Below are 21,490 nucleotides of genomic sequence, written 5' to 3'. Positions count from 1 at the left end.
TTATTTTCCTAATATTGTCTCCTCACGCAAGTGAGGAGATTTTTGTTTGTTAACATGTTGACCTGAATTACCACGACTTTTTTTGAAAAACCAACTAATCCACTACCATTAAATGCAAATGAAAAAGATCATTGCTACCATTGTTTGCACATTGTGCTCTGCTGTCATCTGTGCACAATTAATCTGGCTGTCTGTCGATAAACAGCCTTTTGCCGGCACTTACAGCCGTAATTATCACCAGCTTTTAACAGCATTGCAGAATCAGGCTGCATTGGCGTATATACCAGCTGTAACAGCAGGTGTACACACAGAAAGACGCTTTATGTTGTCAGCTATTCAGCAGCATCATGTCATGTTCGCATTGCCAGTTAATCAGGGCGGATTCGGATTACATCTTGCACAAAGCGGGTTCTCCGGTTTCCGGCAGCAATCAATCGGATTTGCCTATGGCAGACAGTTGGGAGAACGCTGTAGCATAGGTATGCAGATGGATTATCTGTCGAAAACAATACCCGGTTATTTCAGTGTGCATACAATTGTGGGAGAACTGGGATGTCTGATCCATCTTACTCCCGGATTGCATGTGGGGATGCATGTATTTAATCCGACAGGTAATACACTCCGGCGGCTGGATAATGAAACGATACCTGCGATATATAGTGCAGGTATGGGATATGAAATTTCAGCAGCATTTTTATTAAGTGTGGCAGTCGTGAAGGAAACAGCAGCAGCCCTGCTGACTAAAGTCATGTGTGAATATCGTATGTTAAAAGTCCTGTCGCTGCAATTAGGTATATGTACGGATCCGCAGTTGAATACAGCCGCTATCGGATTTACCTTACAGCAGTTATTTGTATTGCTCTCTGCAAATTATCATCCGCAATTGGGGATAACACCTTCAGCGGCGCTGGTGTGGGAGCTGAAGAAGCATTAAGGAGTGTTTTGTTTTGTTGATAAGTTGATCATTTAATTTGTTGCAGGCAAGGGCTTGTGTTTGTGTAAATCTTTTTTGGAGAATTGCAGTTTTCTTGAAGAGACTGTTGATATAGCTGTGTCATGTTTTATTAGTCAATGTGATGCTGGCAATGTGTAAGCGTTGTTGGTATCATGTTGACTGGTAAAAGGAATTTGGTGTCTGCGTTAATCACCATTGTTAAATATACCGTGATATGATGTTGAAGGCTGTAATACCTATATTGGTATTATTAAAGTACATCTTGTACTTATTCACACCATTGTTAAACACACTGCCATGTGAATATTGAAGGCTATAATACCTATGTCGGTATTATTAAAATACATCTATACTTATTCACACCATTGTTAAATACACTGCCATGTGATAATGAAGGCTACCATTGTTAAATATATCGTGATATGATGTTGAAGGCTGTAATACCTATGTCGGTATTATTAAAATACATCTATACTTATTCACACCGTTGTTAAATACACCGCCATGCGATATTGAAGGCTATAATACCTATGTCGGTATTATTAAAATGCATCTATACTTATTCCAGCATTGTTAAATATATCGTGATATGATGTTGAACGCTGTAATACTTATGTCGATATTATTAAAATACATCTATACTTATTCACACAGTTGTTAAATACACCACCATATGATATTGAAAACCGTAACATTCATGGCAGCGCTGTTAATACATATTTATACTTATGCACAGACAATACCTGAATTAACAGCTGCTGAAGAAAGTCAGTTAGAGGATTATACGTCACATACTGATCAGGTGCCTGAAGATGATATGCATTGGCAGCAATTACAGGCTTATACAAGGCATAAAATCAATTTGAACACAAATAGTGTGTCTGTGTTGAAATCGTTGCATATACTGTCTCCAATACAAATACAGCAATTGTTGCGATACCGGCAGCAATTGGGAGATTTTATCAGCATCTATGAATTGCAGGCAGTGCCCGGTTTTGATGCACAATTGATCAATAGATTATTGCCTTATGTGCAGGTGGGAAAAGATCTGGAAGCACATTATGACTGGAAAGATTATGTGAAAAAAGGAGAACATACACTGTTGTACAGGTATGGCCGGCAACTCGAAAAAAGCAAGGGTTATATAAGTACAGATACAACAACCGCTCATTATCTGGGTAGTCCGGATAAATTACTGTTGCGATACCGGTATAACCTTACGCATTACATCAGCTGGGGAGCGGTCATGGAAAAGGATGCAGGCGAAGCGTTTTTTAAAGGTGCGCAGCAGCAGGGTTTTGATTTTTATAGTCTGCATTTATTTGTGAGACAATATAAGTGGATAAAATCTCTGGCATTGGGAGATTTTACAGTGAATATGGGGCAGGGATTACTGAACTGGCAATCACTGGCATTTGGTAAAGGAGCCACTGTTATGCAGGTGAAAAGAGAAGGGGAATTGCTGAAGCCGTACGCTTCTGCAGGAGAATATAACTTTTTCAGAGGAGCAGGTATAACCATAGCACAGGGGAAATGGGCGACAACAACATTTATATCCTATCGTTTAATGGATGGTAATGTTACTGCAAATAGTGGTTACCATCGTACATTGACGGAAGTGGCCGGAAGAAACTCGCTGGCGCAATTAAGTGTAGGAGGTAATGTGACAATAGAAGGGAGTAACCGCAAGCTGGGATTTAATTTTATACAGCATCATTTATCTGCACCGGTACAAAAAGGAAAGGCACCCTATCAGTTATTTGGATTTGAGGGTAAGCGCCTTACAGGCTTTAGCACAGATTATGAAGTGACCTGGAAGAATATGCATTTTTTCGGCGAAGCCGCGATGAGTAATAACGGTAAAACTGCCCTCATCAACGGACTGTTACTAACAGCTACTAATGATGTTGATCTCGTATTGATGTATCGCAATTATGACAAGGCATATCATGCTTTTTATGCAGATGCATGGGGTGAGTTTTATAAGCCTGTTAATGAAAAAGGATTATATACAGGCATTAGCATGAAGGTAAGTTCGCATGTGAAACTGAACGCTTATGCAGATCATTTTATTTTTCCGTGGTTACAATACAGGGCAGCAGCACCCGGCAGGGGCAGGGATTTGCTGATTGCCCTGACATATGCACCGGATAAACAAACGGAACTGTTTGTGCGATATAGTTGTCTGATCAAACAGGAAAACGGAGAAGGAACAGATCGCTTTTTACCACCGCTGGTAAGTGTGAAAAAGAATGTCTGGCGTATACAATCACGTGTACAGTCAACAACACATCTTACAATGAAGACGAGAGTGGAGTTAAGTCAATATGTAAAAGAAGAAAATACCCAACAGGGGTTTCTGTTGTTTCATGAAATGTTGTATCAGCTGAAGCAACGGCCCTTACAGTTATATATACGTTATACGCGCTTTATAGCAGATGGAAGTAATACAAGTTTATACACGATTACATCAGGTATGTTATATGAATATGCGTTGTCACGCTTAACAGGAGAGGGGCATCAATTGCAGACGCGTATCAGGTGGAAATCGGCTTCCGGACTTACTTTCTGGCTCAGATATGAATTAACTATATATGGAAAAGTAAGTAGTACCGGAAGTGGGTGGGATGAAGTAAAAGGGAACAGTGAAAGCGTGTTACAATGCCAATTTCAACACTTATTCTAGCGATAAAATAGACAAATATCAATGTTAAATTTTCCTTCATATGTCGCTGAAAAATATCTGTGTATATATGTGAATTTTCCTCTCTCTTAAAAAAAGGTTAAATTTTTCTTGGTGCGGAGAGAAAAAAACTCTAAATTGTGGTCCTCAACCAAAATCTAAATCGTAATATGAAAGAGGCCGGAATCTCTTTATCCTGTGCTGCTATAGCTAGTAATGCAATTATGTCAACCTGTTCCCGACGGTATAGTAATATTTCCGTTAACGGCATGGGTAGGATGAATTCCGCTTCACGCAAACAAACAACCATCCAGGGTCTTGCCGCCTTCATCCCGGATGGTTCTTTAAGATTCAACAACACTTTAAATTTCAACAACAAACTTATTGGTAAACAAACTGTGGTTTAAATCCTAATAAAAGGTTTTTGCAACATTGCCGTGCCTGATACCGGCAAACAAAGGGAACCCGTTAAAATTTTTATTGTCAACTAAATCTAAATCGTATATGAAGAAAAGAGCGTTACTCTTTTTCACCATGCTCATGGTGAGTGTAACCCTGACGTATGCACAACAGCGTCAGATTACGGGTAAGGTCACCGGTGCAGACGGGTCGCCTATACCTTTTGCAACCGTACAAATTAAAGGGACAACAAGCGGAACCACATCAGATCAACAAGGAAATTTCAAATTAGCTGTTACAGGAGCAAACCCTGTGCTGGTGATCAGAAGTGTTGGTTATGCAACAACTGATTATACAGTAGGTGCATCTTCTGCATTTACAGTACAATTGAAAGAGGAGGATAAAAACCTACAGGAGGTTGTAGTTACAGCCCTTGGTATTACCAGAAAAAAGAATGAGCTGGCTTACTCCGCTCAGACTGTTCAGGCAGAAGAACTGAACAGAACACGTGATCCGAACGTTGTAAACTCTCTGTCCGGTAAAGTATCCGGTCTGGAAGTAAGAAGGAACAGCACCATGGGTGGTTCTACCAACATCGTATTGCGTGGTAACAAATCATTCCAGAATTCTAATCAGGCTTTATTCGTAATAGATGGAGTACCTGTTGATAACTCTGTAGCCAATACGCCTGACCAGACTACTGGTCGTGGTGGTTTCGACTACGGTAACGCTGCTTCCGATATTAACGCTGATGACGTAGCTTCTGTAAGTGTGCTGAAGGGCGCTGCTGCTGCTGCGTTATACGGTTCACGTGCTGCTAACGGTGTGATCATGATCACCACCAAAAAAGGCAGATCAGGTATGAACGTAACTGTAAATACTGGTCTGACTGTAGGTACAATGGATAAGAGCACGTTCCCTAAATATCAGAAACAATACGGTGCTGGTTATTATGATGTTGAGGATAATACTTACCAGTCTCCTGATGGCCATTTCTGGTATGCAGATATCGATGGCGATGGTACACGTGACCTCACAGTACCAATGAAAGAAGATGCTTCTTTCGGTGCTAAATTTGATCCGAACCTGATGGTGTTTAACTATCAGTCACTCGATCCAAGATCTCCTTATTACAAAAAAGCAAGACCTTGGGTAGCTGGTGAGCACGATCCATCTTACTTCTACAAAAACACACTGACTACCAACAATAGCGTAGCTGTTGACGGTGGTAACGATAAAGGAAATTTCAAACTGGGATACACCAAAACAGTTGAAAACGGTATGATCCCGAACGCGCGTCTTGTAAAAGACATGTTGAACTTCGGAGCATCCTATAAACTCACAGACAGATTAACTGCGAGTGCAAATGTGAATATGTCTAAAATTGATGGTAAAGGCCGTTATGGTACTGGTTATGACGAATATAACGTGAACCAGGCTTTCCGTCAGTGGTGGCAGATGAACATAGACATGAAGGATCAGAAGGATGACTACTTCAGAGATAAACTGAACAAGTCATGGAACCTGACAAGCCCTACCAATCCGATTCCGACCTACACTGATAACTTCTACTTCATGAGATACGAGAACTTCGAACAGGATGGTCGTATCCGCTACTTTGGTAACGTTACATTGAATTATCAGATCAACAGCTGGCTGTCTGTTTTAGGCAGAACAAGCATGGATACTTACAATCAGTGGCAGGAAGAGCGTAATGCTGTGGGTAGTAAAAATCCTTCTTCTTATTCAAGATATGATGGTTCTTTCATAGAGAACAACTATGATCTGATGCTGAACATTGACAAACAGTTGAGCACAGATTTCAAATTAACCGGTTTAGTAGGTGGCAACATCAGACGTACACATGCTAAGTACCTCCGCGCTTCCACTAATGGTGGTCTGGTTGTACCTCACCTGTACTCTCTGTCAAACTCTGTAAACCCGATGCTTGCTCCTGAAGAAGCAGATAGTCTGATGCAGGTGAACGGTTTGTTTGCAAGTGCAACGATCGGTTATAAAAACATGTTATTCCTGGATCTGGCAGGTCGTCGCGATGAATCATCCACACTGCCGGCCAACAACAATTCCTACTACTATCCGGCTGCTTCATTAGGCTTTACCTTCTCTGAAGTAGTAAAAGCTAAATGGCTGAACTATGGTAAAGCTCGTATCAACTACGCTGAGGTAGGTAATAGTGCTCCTGCACAGGCGTTGTATGACCCATATGATAAACCAAGTGGTTTTGGTAGCACACCTATTTTCTCTGTACCTGCTATAAAGAGAAACCCGGACCTGAAACCAGAGCGTACGAAATCATTCGAAACAGGTGTTGAACTCGCATTATTCGACAACATCCTGACCTTGGATCTGACTTACTATGCTTCTAAATCTGTTGACCAGATCCTGAGATTGCCTATTTCAAGAGCTACTGGTTACGATCAGATGTTTATCAATGCTGGTACTATCCGTAACAGAGGTGTGGAAGTAAGTCTGGGTGTAACACCGGTTAGAATCAAAAACTTCTCATGGACTGTAAACGCAAACTGGTCTATGAACAGAAGTAAAGTACTGGATCTGCCGGAAGGACTTGACTTTATCCAGTTAGGTGCCCTGCAGAGCAATGTGACGATCGGTCACGCTGCTGGTCAGGCATATGGTGTGATCCGTGGTAAAGACTTTATCTACGACAAAGCTACTGGTCAACGTGTAGTTGAAGACCAGGAAGGCCAGGCTGTTTTGCCAGGTTACTATAAAACGACAACAACAGCGAATGAAGTGATCGGTAACTATACACCAAAATGGATTGGTGGTGTTACCAACACCGTTCGTTATAAAGGTGTGGCACTCTCCTTCCTGATCGATATCAAGAAAGGCGGTGACACTTACTCCCTTGATCAGGCTTACGGACAGTCAACCGGTATCTACGAAGAAAGCGTAAGACTGAACGATCAGGGTAAAAATATCAGAGACGATGTTGCACAGGGTGGCGGTATCATCTTCGAAGGTGTAACCAGTGATGGTAAACCTAATACGCAGCGTGTGCGCGTGAGCGGTACCCGCGGTCTGGGTGTGAATGGTTATCCAAACAAAGAGTTCATCTATGATGCAGGTTATGTGAAACTGCGTGAGGTGAATCTGACCTATTCCCTGCCAGGAAGCCTCGTGAATAACCTGAAAGTATTTAAGGGTATCGATCTGAGCTTACTGGGACGTAACCTGTGGATCATCCACAAAAATGTTCCTTATGCTGATCCTGAAGAAAACCTGGCAGCAGGTAACATTCAGGGTTACCAGAGTGGTGTTTATCCTACTTATCGCAACTTTGGTTTTAACGTGAGATTCCGCTTCTAAAAAAAACGAAAAAAGCAACATGAAAAAGATATTTGTATATATGTCAGCGCTGTTAATGGCTTCGTCCTGTGCTAAACTGGACAGCCTTAATAGCGACCCGAAGAAGGCGCTGGATGTGCCTGGTGAGATGGTATTTACTTCCGCAGAGAAAAACCTGTTTGATCTGATGACATCAAACAACGTAAACCTGAACGTATTCAGATTATTGGCGCAGCAGCAGTCTCAGGTAACTTATCTGGATGAAAGCCGCTACGATCTGGCTGCACGTAACGTTCCGCAGTTTTTCTGGCATTCTATGTACCGCGATGTACTGAAAGATCTGGAGCAGGCAAAGATCCTGATTGAAGGTGTGGCTCCTTTGTCCGACGATCAGGCAGTTGTTAAGCAAAATAAACTGTTGATCATTGATATTGCGCAGGTATACTCTTACTCCGTGCTGGTAACAGCTTTTGGTGATATACCATATACAAGCGCATTAACTACAGAAAATCTGTCTCCTTCCTATGATTTGCAGAAAACTGTATATGCAGATCTGCTGGCCCGCCTGAAAAAAGATGTTGATGGTCTGAAAACGACACATGGCAGCTTTGGCAGTCAGGATCTGGTATATGCAGGTAGTGTTGCACAATGGATAAAATTTGCAAACTCCCTGCGTCTTAAATTGGGTCTGGTTGCGCTGGACGATGCAACAACTGCTGCTGCTGCAACTACGGCTATTAACGAAGCTGCTGGTAACGTAATTGCTTCCAATGAAGATAACTTCCGTCTGAAATATCTGCCTGCTCAACCAAACACTAACCCGATCTGGGTGGATCTGGTACAGAGCAATCGTGCTGACTATGTACCTGCGAATACATTAGTAAACCTGATGAATTCAGTGAGTGACCCAAGACGTCCGTTCTATTTCACGGCTGTTGGCGGTCAGTATGTAGGTGGTACCTATGGTTCCGGTGCAGACTATGAAACAACATCTCACATCAGCGCAAAAGTTACAGCTGCTGATTTCGAGGCGTTGCTGATTGATTATTCAGAAGTAGAATTTGCACTGGCCGAGGCTGCTGCGCGTGGCGGTCTGACAGTAACAGGTACTGCGGCAGATCACTACAATAAAGGTGTAACAGCTTCCATCGTTTATTGGGGTGGTACTACCGAACAGGCAAATACCTATCTGGCACAGGCATCAGTAGCTTATGCAACTGCTACCGGTACATGGCAGCAGAAAATAGGTACACAGAAATATATCGCGCTCTATAACAGAGGATATGATGCATGGACAGAATGGAGAAGACTGGATTTCCCGGTTTTCAATGTTCCGACAGGTATGACCTATGCCAACATTCCGGTAAGACTGACTTACCCTGCCAGTGAGCAGAACCTGAACAAGATCAATTATGAGGCTGCCGCTAAGTCAATCGGCGCCGACACTTACGCTAACAAATTGTTCTGGGATAAGAAATAACCCGTTTAGACTGCTCTGTACAAGATTTAGAATTGATAATGGCGCCTTCCTCAATCCTTAGGGGAGGGCGCTTTTTTTGTTAATACCCGAACCCTAATCAATTATGTTTGTTATAGCAGTAGAACCCGTTGTAAATCAATCAACAGAATATCGATTGGATTTGCTTATAGGCATTAGTCGTAAGAGCTCATAATGGATCTCCTTCTTCGCTTGTGATTCATTAACCGCACCGCCCCGGTGTACAAATAAATCAGAACCGTTATGCAAAAACATTTACTGTGTTTGTATTTTCTCCTTTGTATTATGACAGGGCTTTATGCGCAACAGCGTGAAGTCTCAGGCCGCGTAACAGGAAGCGACGGCGTACCCATTCCATATGCTACAGTGCAGATAAAAGGTACCAGCAAAGGTACCACCGCTGACCAGAATGGGAATTTTAAGCTGCTGGTAGATGGTAATAATACCATTCTGCAGATAAGAAGTGTAGGATTTACACTGAAAGAAATAGCCGTCGGCTCAGGCTCAACACTGGACGTTGCTCTTGCACAGGACAACAGAAACCTGCAGGAAGTAGTCGTAACAGGTCTGGGTATTAAACGTGAGAAAAAAGCGCTCGGATACGCAGTCCAGGATGTAAAAGGTGATGACCTCATAAAAGCCAGTCAGGGTGACGCGCTGAGAGCTATGTCAGGTAAAGTAGCCGGTATGCAGGTAATTGGCTCCGGTGGTACTCCGGGAGCCGCCACTTTTGTAAAACTAAGAGGTACCAACTCACTGACTGGTAATAACCAGCCATTGTTTGTTATTGACGGTATTCCTGTGGATAATTCACAGAACTATTCCGGCGACCCCGCCGATGCGGCTAACAACCTGCTGCAGGGTGCTACCAACACCAACCGTGGAGCAGATATCAACCCGGATGATATAGAAAGTATCTCCGTCCTGAAAGGCCCTGCTGCTGCAGCTATCTATGGTATAGATGCGGCAAATGGTGCTATTATTATTACTACTAAAAGGGGAAAAGCTGGTAAAATATCAGTCGATTTCAGTACCGGTATCTCCTTCGATAAGGTAAACAGATTACCAAAGATCCAGAAACAGTTTGTTAAAGGTTCCGGTGGTGTACTTGCGCCTTTCAGTTCTACTAACAGATATTCCTGGGGTTCTAATGTAGACACTTTGTTCTGGACCGGCGTCCCTAATGAATACGACATTCACGGGGATGTGGTAGGCGCTTCCAATCCGAATGCCAAGGTGAAATTTGTGCCTTATGATAATACAGGTGACTTCTGGCGTACAGCAGCGACCTATAATAATACCTTGTCATTTACCGGAGGTACAGACGTCGCTACTTACCGTATGTCCGTATCTCATAACTATCAGAACTCCATAGTACCCCTGCAATACAACCAACGTACAGCAGTAGCGCTGGCAGGTAATCTGAAGGTTTCTGAAAAGATCCGGACATCTGCCAATATCAATTTTAATGTCTCTAATGGTAGCATGCCGCAGAACGGTAGTAACCTCTCAGGTATTATGCTGGGCCTCACCAGAACGCCTATTTCATTTGATAACTCCAATGGCGGACTGGATGCAGATGATCCGCGTACTTATTTGTTCTCTAACGGTCTGCAGCGTTCTTATCGTAATGGGATATATGATAACCCATTCTGGACTATCAACAAAAACCCCTATACGACAGCTGTAAACCGTCTGATAGGTAGTTTGCAGTTTGACTGGGACTTTATCAAAGACTTCACACTAACTTACCGTATAGGTACGGACGTGTATAGTGATAACCGCCACCAGTACTATGAAATACAGTCAGGTGCTTATAATGGTGGTCGTTTATTTGATGACAGATACACCTATAAGAGTGTTAACTCAGATGCGATCATTACCTGGGCCAGACAGATATCCAAAGATTTCAGAATGGATGTAAAGGTGGGTAATAACCTTTATTCCCGGAGAATGGACGAACTGTATGTACAAGGCGATGGTCTGACCTCTCCCGGTTATGACAACATCAGTAATGCCACCGTACAGAAATCCTATAATTATGTTACTCCCTACAGAAGGATTTCCGGTTACTTCGATATCAACCTTGATCTGAAATCCATGTTATTTCTGGAAATCACCGGACGTAATGACTGGACTTCTACCTTACCACCTAAAAGCAACAGTTTCTTCTATCCATCTGCCAGCCTTGGCTTTGTCTTTACTGAACTGGAAGGTCTGAAGGATGGAAAAGTGCTGAGTTTTGGTAAGATCAGGTTGTCAGCCGCACAAGTGGGTAAAGACCCCGGTGCTTTCCTGACAAAATCCTTCTCCGTACCAACTACCTATCCTGACGGATATACTACCGGTGTATCCTTCCCATATGATGGAAAAGGTAGTTTCTCGCTGAATAATGTGCTGGGTAATCCTAATCTGAAACCAGAGAAGACTGTTTCTTATGAAGTGGGCTTACAATTACAGTTCCTTGATAACAGGATCGGATTGGATGCGACAGCCTACCATTCAAAAGGTACTGATCTGCTGGTAAGATCTCCGATGGCCGGTTCTGCCGGTTACCAGTATGTGAACCTGAACGCAGCGTCTATCCGGAATAATGGTCTGGAATTGACCCTGAGTGCAAAACCATTGGCCGGACATGCCTTTACATGGGACATGTTTGTGAACTACAGTATGAACCGTAGTAAAGTACTGGCTTTGGCTCCCGGTATCAATCAGATTACAGTGAATGGATTTACGGGTACGGTAATCGCACATCTGCCAGGTCAGCCGGCAGGTATTATTTACGCTTATGGATGGCAGCGTGATGCGCAGGGCCGGATCGTGATCAGCGACAACAGCGGCGACTTCGGTTATCCGGTGGTATCCAATGTACAGACGAGGGTAGGTAATCCTAACCCGGTATTCCTGATGGGTATTGGTAACACATTCGCTTACAAAGGTTTCTCCCTGTATTTTCTGGTTGACTGGAAACATAAAGGAGACCTTTGGAATGGTACCCGTGGATCCCTGCAGGCAATCGGTACATCTGCCTATACACTGGACAGAGGAAAAATGCAGGTATTTCCGGGCGTGATGGGACACCTGAACGAGTCAGGAGAAGTGGTGCATAATGAAGGTGGTGCAGAGAAACCCGGTGGAGGTGCGGTGAATTCGACTTCTGTACCACTGGATGAAGCATGGTATCTGGGTAATGGTGGTGGGTTTGGTGCGCAGACCGAGACTTTCATCGACGATGGTTCCTTTGTAAAACTGCGTGAGATCACCCTGTCTTATGACATTCCGGGCGGTATATTCAAAGATTCCAGATTTGTCAAAGGAATTAATGTGAACGCATTTGCACGTAACATCATCATATGGACTCCATACAAAGGGATAGATCCTGAAACCAGTCTGACAGGAGCTACCAACGCTCAGGGTATTGACTATTTCAATATGCCGGGCACCGCCAGCTTCGGTCTGAACTTCAAGTTTAAATTCTAACCCTTAAAAACGAATCACCATGTTACGGATAACCAAATATATACTGCCTTTATTGTTCCTGCTGGTCCTCTCGCAGAGCTGCCGGAAGGACTATTTCTATAATGGAATTAACGATGACCCGTCACAGCTGAAGAATCCGACCGCATCTTCCCTGTTGCCGGGTGTTATTTTGCAGAGCGCTTATACATGGGGTGGGGATGCCTCCCGTTTCCCGTCTATTTTTATGCAACAGGTGACGGGCGCTGCTAACCAGTCAGCCAGCGCGAATATCTACAATATCACTCCTGATGATGTGGATAACATGTGGTATGCAGGCTTTTACGGGTCTATTATGACGAATATTGACACCCTGATCGCGGTTGCTACGGCAGCTGGTCAACTACACTATGCAGCGGTAGGTAAGATCCTGATGGCGAATGATCTGGGTCAGGTGACTGACTTCTGGGGCGATGTACCTTATACAGAAGCTTTTCAGGGTCTGAACAATACCCAGCCGAAATATGACAATCAGGCGGCTATTTATAGCCGTCTGCATACATTGCTGGACGAGGCGATCACAGATCTGGGCAAGGATGATGGCAGCGAGTTTCAACCGGGATCTAACGACGATATCCTGTTTGAAGGCGATCTGGATATGTGGATTAAGTTTGCCCATGCCCTGAAAGCCAAGTTCTACCTGCACACTGTTAAAGTGGACGCTACGGCACAGGCAAAAGCTTTGGCGCAGCTGGCGAATGGATTTGAAGCAGGAGAAGCTGCGTTTGTAAAATTTGTCGGTAGTAGCGCAACCACTACACAGGCGCCATGGTATCAGTTTAATACCCAGCGTGCGGATATCATTTTCACCGGCTATCTGAATACCCTGATGAAGACCGCCAAAGACCCGAGGTATGCGGTGTATTATGATCCTTCTGATGAAACTGCTTTAGGGGCATTGTATGGTTCTGCCAATTCTCCTGTATACTTTCTGTCATACGATGAACAGAAGTTTATGGAAGCGGAATTACAGTTCCGTGCAAGCAATCCTACAGCTGCTGCAGCTGCCTATAATGAAGCGGTGCGGGCCAATCTGCAAAGAACGATCAATAATACGGCCTATCTGGCTACAGTATCCAAAACGGCGGCCACGATCACATTGAAGGATATCATCACCCAGAAATATATCGCACTGTTCCTGAGTCCTGAGACATGGACAGACTGGCGCAGAACAGGGTTCCCTCAGTTGACAGCCCCTGACGGTAACGTATTGGGGGGTGCATTGCCCCGCTCATTGTATTATCCAAGCAGTGAGATACGCTATAATACCAATACACCGGCCAATACAAGACTAACCCGCCGCATATGGTGGGATGCACAGTAACAGCTATATAGAACGCTTCAGTGAACGATGTTTTAAAAAGAGACCTTGATTTTAAGGTCTCTTTTTTACATTTGTACCGCAAAAGCGAAAAAAATATGGAAAATCAGCAGGAAGAACAGGCGCAGCTCAATATTGAGTTGAGCGAGGAAATAGCAGAAGGTATTTATGCCAACCTGGCCATTATCACCCATTCCAACGCAGAGTTTGTGGTGGATTTTGTGAATGTAATGCCCGGTCTGCCTAAAGCCAAAGTAAAGTCCCGTATTATACTGACTCCTCAGCATGCCAAACGTTTCATGAGAGCGATGGTTGATAATATCAAGAAGTATGAGGCAGCACATGGTACCATTCAGGACCAGGAGCCTGTTTCTATGCCACTGAATTTCGGCGGACCTACAGCGCAGGCGTAATCCACATTATTGAACAGGCTGTACGGTAAGCATACAGGAAACAGGATAATCGAATCATGAGCCAGATAGTCTCTTATCCCCATTTACGGGAATTTACCAGAGCGGTTTTTATAAAAATGGGCTGTTCTCCACAGGACGCCGACACGGCCAGCGAGGTATTGTTATCCGCTGACCTGAGAGGTATTGATTCTCACGGAGTAGCCCGCCTGAGCGGATATGTACGTTTGTGGGAAGCCGGCAGGATCAACGCAACGCCCAACATACGGGTAGTACACGAAACGCCCAGCACAGCAGTAGTTGACGGCGATGCTGGTCTCGGACTGGTGGTAGCGCCTTTCGCTATGAAAGTCGCCATTGAAAAGGCGGCTGCAGTAGGTAGTGGCTGGGTAAGTGTGAAGAACTCCAATCACTTCGGTATTGCAGGTCAGCACGCAATGATGGCTTTGGAAAAGGATATGATCGGAATGGCGATGACGAATGCCAGTCCGCTGGTAGCACCGACATTCTCCACCGAGCGTATGCTGGGTACCAATCCGATAGCGGTAGCAATCCCGGCGAAAGAGCAACCGGCATTTGTGGCCGATTTTGCTACGACGACCGCTGCCAATGGTAAACTGGAGATACTCCAGCGTAAAAGTCAGGAAGCACCTACCGGGTGGATTCAGGACAAAGAGGGGCATTCCAGTACCAATCCACATGAACTTAAATCAGGTGGTGCATTGTTGCCATTGGGTGGCGATCGTGATCATGGTAGCCACAAAGGCTACTGTCTGGGAGCGATCGTAGATATTTTCTCGGCGGTATTGTCCGGCGCCAATTATGGCCCCTGGGCGCCTCCGTTTGTAAGCTTCCTGCCACTGGCACCAGATCCGGTAGGAGAAGGGCTGGGACATTTTCTGGGAGCAATGAGAGTAGACGCTTTCCGTCCGGCAGATGAATTTAAGGAGCACATGGACAAATGGATCACCCGCTTCCGTCAGGCCACGCCTGTAGCCGGTGAGCAGGTGCTGATACCGGGAGATCCGGAGCGGGAAATGGAGAAGGAGAGGAGAGTGTCCGGCATTCCGTTACTGGATCCGGTGGTGAAAGATCTGCAGGAAGTAGCGGGGAAATTTAAATTGGATTTTTAAAGTCGATATAAAGGCACGAACTTGCGGCTTTTTACGCTCAATCTTGTACCAGTCAAACATATAACAATTCAACAGTAATGAAGATCTTAAAATTTGGTGGCACTTCCGTAGGTAAACCGGAACGTATGCATGCCGTGGCCAGTCTGGTAACTGCCGATACCGCGCCCAAGATCGTGGTATTATCCGCGTTATCCGGTACTACCAACGCTTTGGTAGAAATCGGACAATCCCTTTCTGAGGGTAAGAAGGAACAGGCAAAGGGCCAGATAGATAAGCTGGAAGCACATTACAGGACTTTTTGCGAAGCCCTGGTCAAGCAGGACGCTCCTCGTGCAAAGGCGACCGCTGTTGTTGACGAGCATTTCGAATTCCTGAACATCATTCTTAAGATATCTTTCAACGAAGCGCTGAATAAGGATATACTGGCGCAAGGTGAATTACTGTCAACCCGCTTGTTCAGCGTATACCTCGAAGAAGCTGGTGTGCAATCCGTACTGTTGTCAGCACTGGATTTCATGAGCATCGATGAATATGAGGAGCCTGAAATTCCGAAAATCAAGATCAAGCTGGGTAACCTGCTGGACAAACATAAAGGTGAGACCGTTTTCATTACGCAGGGTTATATCTGCCGCAACTCAAGAGGCGAGATCGACAACCTGAAACGTGGTGGTAGCGACTATTCAGCATCCCTGATCGGCGCAGCTATTCAGGCAAGTGAAGTACAGATCTGGACAGATATCGATGGTATGCACAATAACGATCCAAGAGTGGTGAAAAAGACCTTCCCGATCGAGCAACTGTCTTTTGATGAAGCTGCAGAACTGGCTTACTTCGGCGCCAAGATCCTGCATCCTGCTTCTATATGGCCTGCACAGCACTTCAACATTCCGGTGAAATTGCTGAACACTATGCAGCCGGAAGCAAAAGGTACCATCATTACCGAATTGCCAAGCGGCGACGGTGTGAAGGCTATCGCTGCCAAAGACGGTATCATCGCTATCAAGATCAAATCCAGCCGTATGTTGCTGGCTTACGGTTTCCTCCGTAAGATCTTCGAAGTGTTCGAAAAATATCGTGTACCTATTGACATGATCACTACTTCTGAAGTAGCTGTTTCCCTGACAATAGAAAACACACCTCAGCTGGATCAGCTGCTGAAAGAACTGCAGCCATTCGGTTCTGTTGAACTGGATCACCACCAGACCATTGTATCTATCGTAGGTAATGAAGTAGCGGCTACTCCTTCTATCCTGAAGAAGATCTTCGATTCACTGAACGAAGTTCCTTTACGGATGATCTCTTATGGTGGCAGCCGTCACAACATCTCCATCCTGATCGGTGGACAACACAAAGAGAAAACATTGCAGCTGCTGAACAAAGGTTTGTTCAACCTGGGTTAAGTAAGCCTTGCTACGTTTATAATAAGAAATGCCGTCTCAGATTACTGAGACGGCATTTCTTATTATAGTCTGTCTGATTAAAACGACCAGCAAAAACTAATGCCGCCGTTATTGAATTTATATTTTTCGTTTGTGGTTGAATACAAATAATAGTGCTCAGCTGGTGCTTTCTCGTCTATAATGGCTGAAGCACCATCATCTTCTCCTGTAATGCTGTTCAGGTTGTATTGAACGCCTATTCCGATCCTTGTACGGGGAATGCGGAAAGTAGTGCCAAAGGTAAATTTCGTGAGCAGGTATGGATAAGTTGGTGTTTCATCAACATGATAGCCTGCAGTTAATATCTTCTGACCGGTGGTCATCATACATTCGAAACCATACATACCATATATAACGACATTCCGGATAGGGATATTTAATCCGAGAGAAAGTCCGAGGGCTGCACTATTCTGCTGTATGCGTACGGTATTTGCCGCAGGTCGTTTCTCCACGTCTATGACATTATACTCATACACCGGAGAAACTACATACCCCAGTCTGGCTTCAAAGCTGAAAAACGTACGATGACCGGTTACTCCTAAAAAAACACCCTTAGCGGCATGGTCATTTGGATTTGCAATCTTACTATAGGAAGACAGCAGCCCTGTATAATTAACAAAGAAATAGGCATGCCGGGTTTTTTTATGAGGATCGAGTTTTTCGACGCCTTCGTCAACCTGTTTCATCCCATTATTCAAAGCCTTGGCAAAATTAGCGAGCGCATTGATGTTATCAATTTTGGCCTGTACTCTGGCCGAAGGAAAAGCTCGTTGCGCAGCATTGTATTGTTCGAGTGCCTGCATGTAAAACAAGGTGCCCATATTGTATAGGGTGTCTCCTTTTGCTTCTAACATGGCGGCTTCCCACATTCTTGCATCGGCTTCCCTTTTCCATTTGTCAGGGTCTGTTGAAGATGAGCTGCCAGAAGAAGTACTCTTGCTGGACTTAGAGGTGTTTTGCTGCGACTTACCGGTACTTTCAATTACCAATACGCCCGGACTACTGCTAACACTACCACCAATGCGCGCAAGCTGCTCTTTGATATCGCCTTTTTTGAATGGAGGTATCCAAAGGGGGGATAATGGTTCCAGGTTGTCGAATTCAGTTTTCCGGTAGGTACCTGCTTTTTCATCATAGATGCTATAGCTTGTTTGATTAGCGCCATTTGTTTGCGGACTAAAATTGACCTGATACACACGGTACCCATGTTTCTGATAATCGTTTATAAGAGCAACACGTATTTTTTCCAGCGCGCTGAGAGAGTTGTCATGCTGTGTTACTTCATCATGGTACTGGTGCGTCGCGTTCCACTGCTGATAATTACCATATAAGTCGTTTACCTTGACAGCGCTGAATGTGATATTGTCATAATCCGCAGGAAAGAGCTTCTCATCCCTTTCTATCTGGAGTATGGTGCTGCTGAAATCCAGCGACATGCCAATACTGATCTTGTCGGATGGAAAGGAGAAGTTTTTAGCGCGGTAAATATAGGTGCTTATCAGAAGTACCTTCAGCTTTTTATCAGTGCGCTCGCCGGCGGTATAGATAAAATAAGCGGGACGTTCAGAAACGGGACCTGACTGTTGTGCAGACAGACGGAGACTCAGTAACAGTAGTACAGTTACGGTAAAAATTTTGTGCATAGGTTGATAGGTCGTTTGCTCATGCTGCGGTATAGGGAATAAATACTCTTATGCAGCATGATAAGAATATTAAACTAAGGGCCTGCCTTTTGAACTAAAAATTGTCCTCTTCGTGAATACTGATCTGAGGAATAAAAATAGTAAAAAAACAATTATCAGTATATTGTATTAAATATAATAATTACTATAGTAAGTTGATTACCCTTTATTTGTCTTCGAAATAGCCGATCTTCCGCATATAACTGATCTCTATCGAGAATACGCCATATTCTTCCGTGACCTTTCCCTGTAGCATGTAAAAACCGCCTTTCTGGAAAGGATATTTACGCAGGATATCCGGGAAGTGTACAGTGTCAATAAAGTCTCCGTTTGCGTCCATAAACGTCCCAAAACTCATCGGAATGCCTTTGCTGGTATGGATACCTTTGGTACAGACCATATAACCGAGGGCAGTGATGGTTTGTCCCGTGTAATGTCTGAAATTATTCGCAGTAATATACCTGCTCTGGTCGTGCTGCAGAATGGTAAAGGGAGAACATAAAGGAAAGCCCAGCAAAGCGATTTCTTCAAATGCATTTTCATGTGCTGTATAAGCCAGCATGGGCAACTGACAGTCTGGTAATTCCTCCCGGAACAAGGGTTGTATATGATCTGCATATGGCGCTTTTGCTTTTAACAGCAGACTGCTTTTCCACAGGAGTTCTTTCTTCGTATAAGTATCGAAGTTAAAAGCGCCAATTCTGATGAGGATATCCAGTTGTTCCGGTGGTGGTCCTATGCGGGTAGTGAAATCTTCCAGACTGGCATAAGGACCATATTGTTGCCGTTCTTCCAGTACCTGTTCCATCCATTTTACTTCCAGCCCTTCTACATGAATAAAACCTGTGTATACAACGTCATTGTTGATACGCGTGTAATAATCACTGTTATTGATACAGGGTGGTTTAATCGTAACGCCGGTTTTTTGTAGTTCGCGGAAATACAGTTCCCTGTTATAAAAGCCACCGAAGTTGTTAATAACTGCGACCATAAACTCGGCCGGATAGTACGTCTTCAGATACAAACTCTGATAACTTTCTACCGCAAAACTTGCAGAGTGTGCTTTTGAAAAAGAGAACCCGGAGAAACTGGCGATCTGTCGCCAAAGCTCAGCAGTCACTGCATCTGGCCGGCCAAGTTTTTTACAGTTGTGAAAGAACTGTTGTTCTATCTTTTGAAAATCTCCCTGACCACGGTATTTACCCGCCATTGCTCTGCGCAGGATGTCTGCATCTGCGAGATCCATATTGGCGTATTTGCTGACGATCCTGATCACATCTTCCTGATAGACCATGATGCCGAAGGTTTCGCTCAGTACTTCTTTGACGATCTCGTGGAGATAAACCACCTGTTCCTGATGACGATAGTTATGCACATATTGCCGCATCATACCTGATTGTGCTACACCGGGGCGTATCACGGAGCTGGCAGCTACCAGTGTCAGGTAATCGTGGCATTCGAGTTTCAGCAGTAGCTGCCGCATGGCGGGAGATTCAATGTAGAAGCAACCGATGGTATTGACCGTTTGCAAAGCCTGTTTTACACGTTCATCACGCATGAATGCTTTTACATTGTGGATATCTATATCATCGCCTTTGTTTTCTTTGATGATGCTGATTGCATCACGTATATGTCCAAGACCCCGCTGACTGAGAATATCGAATTTAAACAGTCCGATGGCTTCTGCCTGATGCATATCCAGTTGTGCGGTACTGAATCCTTTAGGAGGAAGATAGGTACTGCAATGTTGATGAATAGGCGCTTCACTGATCAGTATGCCCCCGGCATGAATGCTGAGGTGATTAGGGAATGCTTTGTTATCATTGGACATCAGCTGACTATAACGCAGGATTTTCTGCTGTACACTATCACCGGAAAGATCAGGATTAAATGGCGTATCAAGGATCTTATCGATTTCATGTTTTGGCAAACCATATACCTTACCCAGTTCACGTATGGTGGCGTTTTGCTGAAAGGTTGTAACTGTGCCTAAGAGAGCGGTATGTGTAGTGCCATATTTTTTAAATACATACGCAATGATTTCATCTCTGTCTTTCCACGAGAAGTCAATATCGAAATCAGGCGGTGAACTGCGATAGGGATTGAGGAATCTTTCAAAATAGAGATTCAGTTCTATAGGATCGACGTCCGTTATTTTCAGGCAATACGCGATAATGGAATTGGCGCCGCTACCCCGGCCTACATAGAAAAATCCACGGTCCTGTGCATAGCGGATGATATCCCATGTGATAAGGAAATAACCATTGAAATGCTGACCTTGTACTACGTCCAGTTCTTTTTCAATACGCTCTTTTGCTTCTGCGTTATCCGGTCCGTAACGTTCGAGCATGCCCTCATACGCGAGTTTACGCAGGAGTGCATGATCTGCTGCTTCACTGGTGGTAAAATACTTTTTATTACGGGGGGATTTGAAGTCGAAGCTGATCTGACAGGCGTCCATAATACGCACGGTATTGCTGATGATATGCGGATATTGTTCAAAGCTGTCAAACAGCGATGCCGGAGATACAAACATTTCATCCGCGTGTGCGGCGGTATGGTCCTGCAACTGACTGATCAGGATATTCTGATCGACAGCACGCAATATGCGATGGAGCTGGTAGTGATCTGCATCCTGAAAAGTGACAGGATGGAGGATGACGAGTTTATCCTGAAAGGAGAGCGTATCTATCCGGAATAGTTTGTTGATATCCCGCTTGCGGATACCGACAAGTTCATGTTCATAAAGGTCTTGTAATGGAACAGTATTCCACGTATAAATAGCAAACACACCGGGAAAAGCGGGTGCGCGATCAGGAAAAGGGAGATTTTTATGCAGATGATCAGACAGAAATCTGCTGATATAAAACCATCCTTCCATATTGCGGGCCAACAGGATGTATTTAAGGTCATGATCATTCCTGCATTCCAGTCCGATAATAGGTTTTATTCCATTCTCCTGACATTCTTTTACGAAGTTCCAGGTATCTGAAGTGATATTGATATTAGTGAGTGCCAGCGAGGTGATTCCCATCTGCCGGGCTGTTTTCACCAGATCTTTTGTATCGATGGTGCCATAGCGGAGGCTGAAGAAAGTTTTGCAGTTCAGATACATAAGCGTTGG

Annotated in this window: 11 protein-coding genes; 9 read left to right on the top strand and 2 right to left on the bottom strand. The window is 44.3% G+C overall.

The features are described 5' to 3' along the window. Positions 1 to 118 precede the first annotated feature (118 nt). The 9 genes from FEF09_RS02365 (at position 119) to FEF09_RS02325 (ending at position 16,645) form a co-directional block, all read left to right on the top strand. Positions 119 to 934 carry a hypothetical protein gene (locus FEF09_RS02365; RefSeq protein ID WP_146303501.1) on the top strand — a complete coding sequence of 272 codons (816 nt, stop codon included), beginning with the start codon at positions 119 to 121 and terminating at the stop codon, positions 932 to 934. A 718-nt stretch (positions 935 to 1,652) separates the two neighbouring features. Further along, positions 1,653 to 3,641, top strand: coding sequence for a helix-hairpin-helix domain-containing protein (locus FEF09_RS02360; protein ID WP_186774165.1), 1,989 nt, complete (start codon positions 1,653 to 1,655; stop codon positions 3,639 to 3,641). 501 nt (positions 3,642 to 4,142) lie between these two features. Beyond that, entirely contained in the window at positions 4,143 to 7,388 is a 3,246-nt protein-coding gene (locus FEF09_RS02355; RefSeq protein WP_146303499.1) for a SusC/RagA family TonB-linked outer membrane protein, read from the top strand. A 19-nt stretch (positions 7,389 to 7,407) separates the two neighbouring features. Then, positions 7,408 to 8,847: a SusD/RagB family nutrient-binding outer membrane lipoprotein gene (locus FEF09_RS02350; protein ID WP_146303498.1), complete on the top strand. Its 1,440-nt coding sequence runs from the start codon at positions 7,408 to 7,410 to the stop codon at positions 8,845 to 8,847. A gap of 261 nt (positions 8,848 to 9,108) precedes the next feature. After that, positions 9,109 to 12,345: a SusC/RagA family TonB-linked outer membrane protein gene (locus FEF09_RS02345; protein WP_146303497.1), complete on the top strand. Its 3,237-nt coding sequence runs from the start codon at positions 9,109 to 9,111 to the stop codon at positions 12,343 to 12,345. 19 nt (positions 12,346 to 12,364) lie between these two features. Next, on the top strand, positions 12,365 to 13,705 hold the full coding sequence (locus FEF09_RS02340) for a SusD/RagB family nutrient-binding outer membrane lipoprotein (protein ID WP_146303496.1): 1,341 nt from the start codon (positions 12,365 to 12,367) through the stop codon (positions 13,703 to 13,705). Positions 13,706 to 13,800: 95 nt separating this feature from the next. Further along, entirely contained in the window at positions 13,801 to 14,115 is a 315-nt protein-coding gene (locus FEF09_RS02335; protein WP_146303495.1) for a DUF3467 domain-containing protein, read from the top strand. 56 nt (positions 14,116 to 14,171) lie between these two features. Then, positions 14,172 to 15,245, top strand: coding sequence for an Ldh family oxidoreductase (locus FEF09_RS02330; RefSeq protein ID WP_146303494.1), 1,074 nt, complete (start codon positions 14,172 to 14,174; stop codon positions 15,243 to 15,245). Positions 15,246 to 15,322: 77 nt separating this feature from the next. Beyond that, entirely contained in the window at positions 15,323 to 16,645 is a 1,323-nt protein-coding gene (locus FEF09_RS02325; RefSeq protein ID WP_146303493.1) for an aspartate kinase, read from the top strand. A gap of 77 nt (positions 16,646 to 16,722) precedes the next feature. Here FEF09_RS02325 and FEF09_RS02320 read toward each other — a convergent pair whose 3' ends face one another. Beyond that, positions 16,723 to 18,327 (bottom strand): hypothetical protein, encoded by a 1,605-nt coding sequence (locus FEF09_RS02320; protein ID WP_146303492.1) that lies wholly within the window; start codon positions 18,325 to 18,327, stop codon positions 16,723 to 16,725. 205 nt (positions 18,328 to 18,532) lie between these two features. Beyond that, positions 18,533 to 21,481, bottom strand: coding sequence for a DNA polymerase III subunit alpha (locus tag FEF09_RS02315; protein ID WP_146303491.1), 2,949 nt, complete (start codon positions 21,479 to 21,481; stop codon positions 18,533 to 18,535). Positions 21,482 to 21,490: the final 9 nt, after the last annotated feature.

It is taken from the genome of Chitinophaga pinensis (assembly GCF_007896845.1).
Lineage (GTDB): Bacteria > Bacteroidota > Bacteroidia > Chitinophagales > Chitinophagaceae > Chitinophaga > Chitinophaga pinensis_C.
This window is presented reverse-complemented; position numbering and strand designations above follow the sequence as displayed.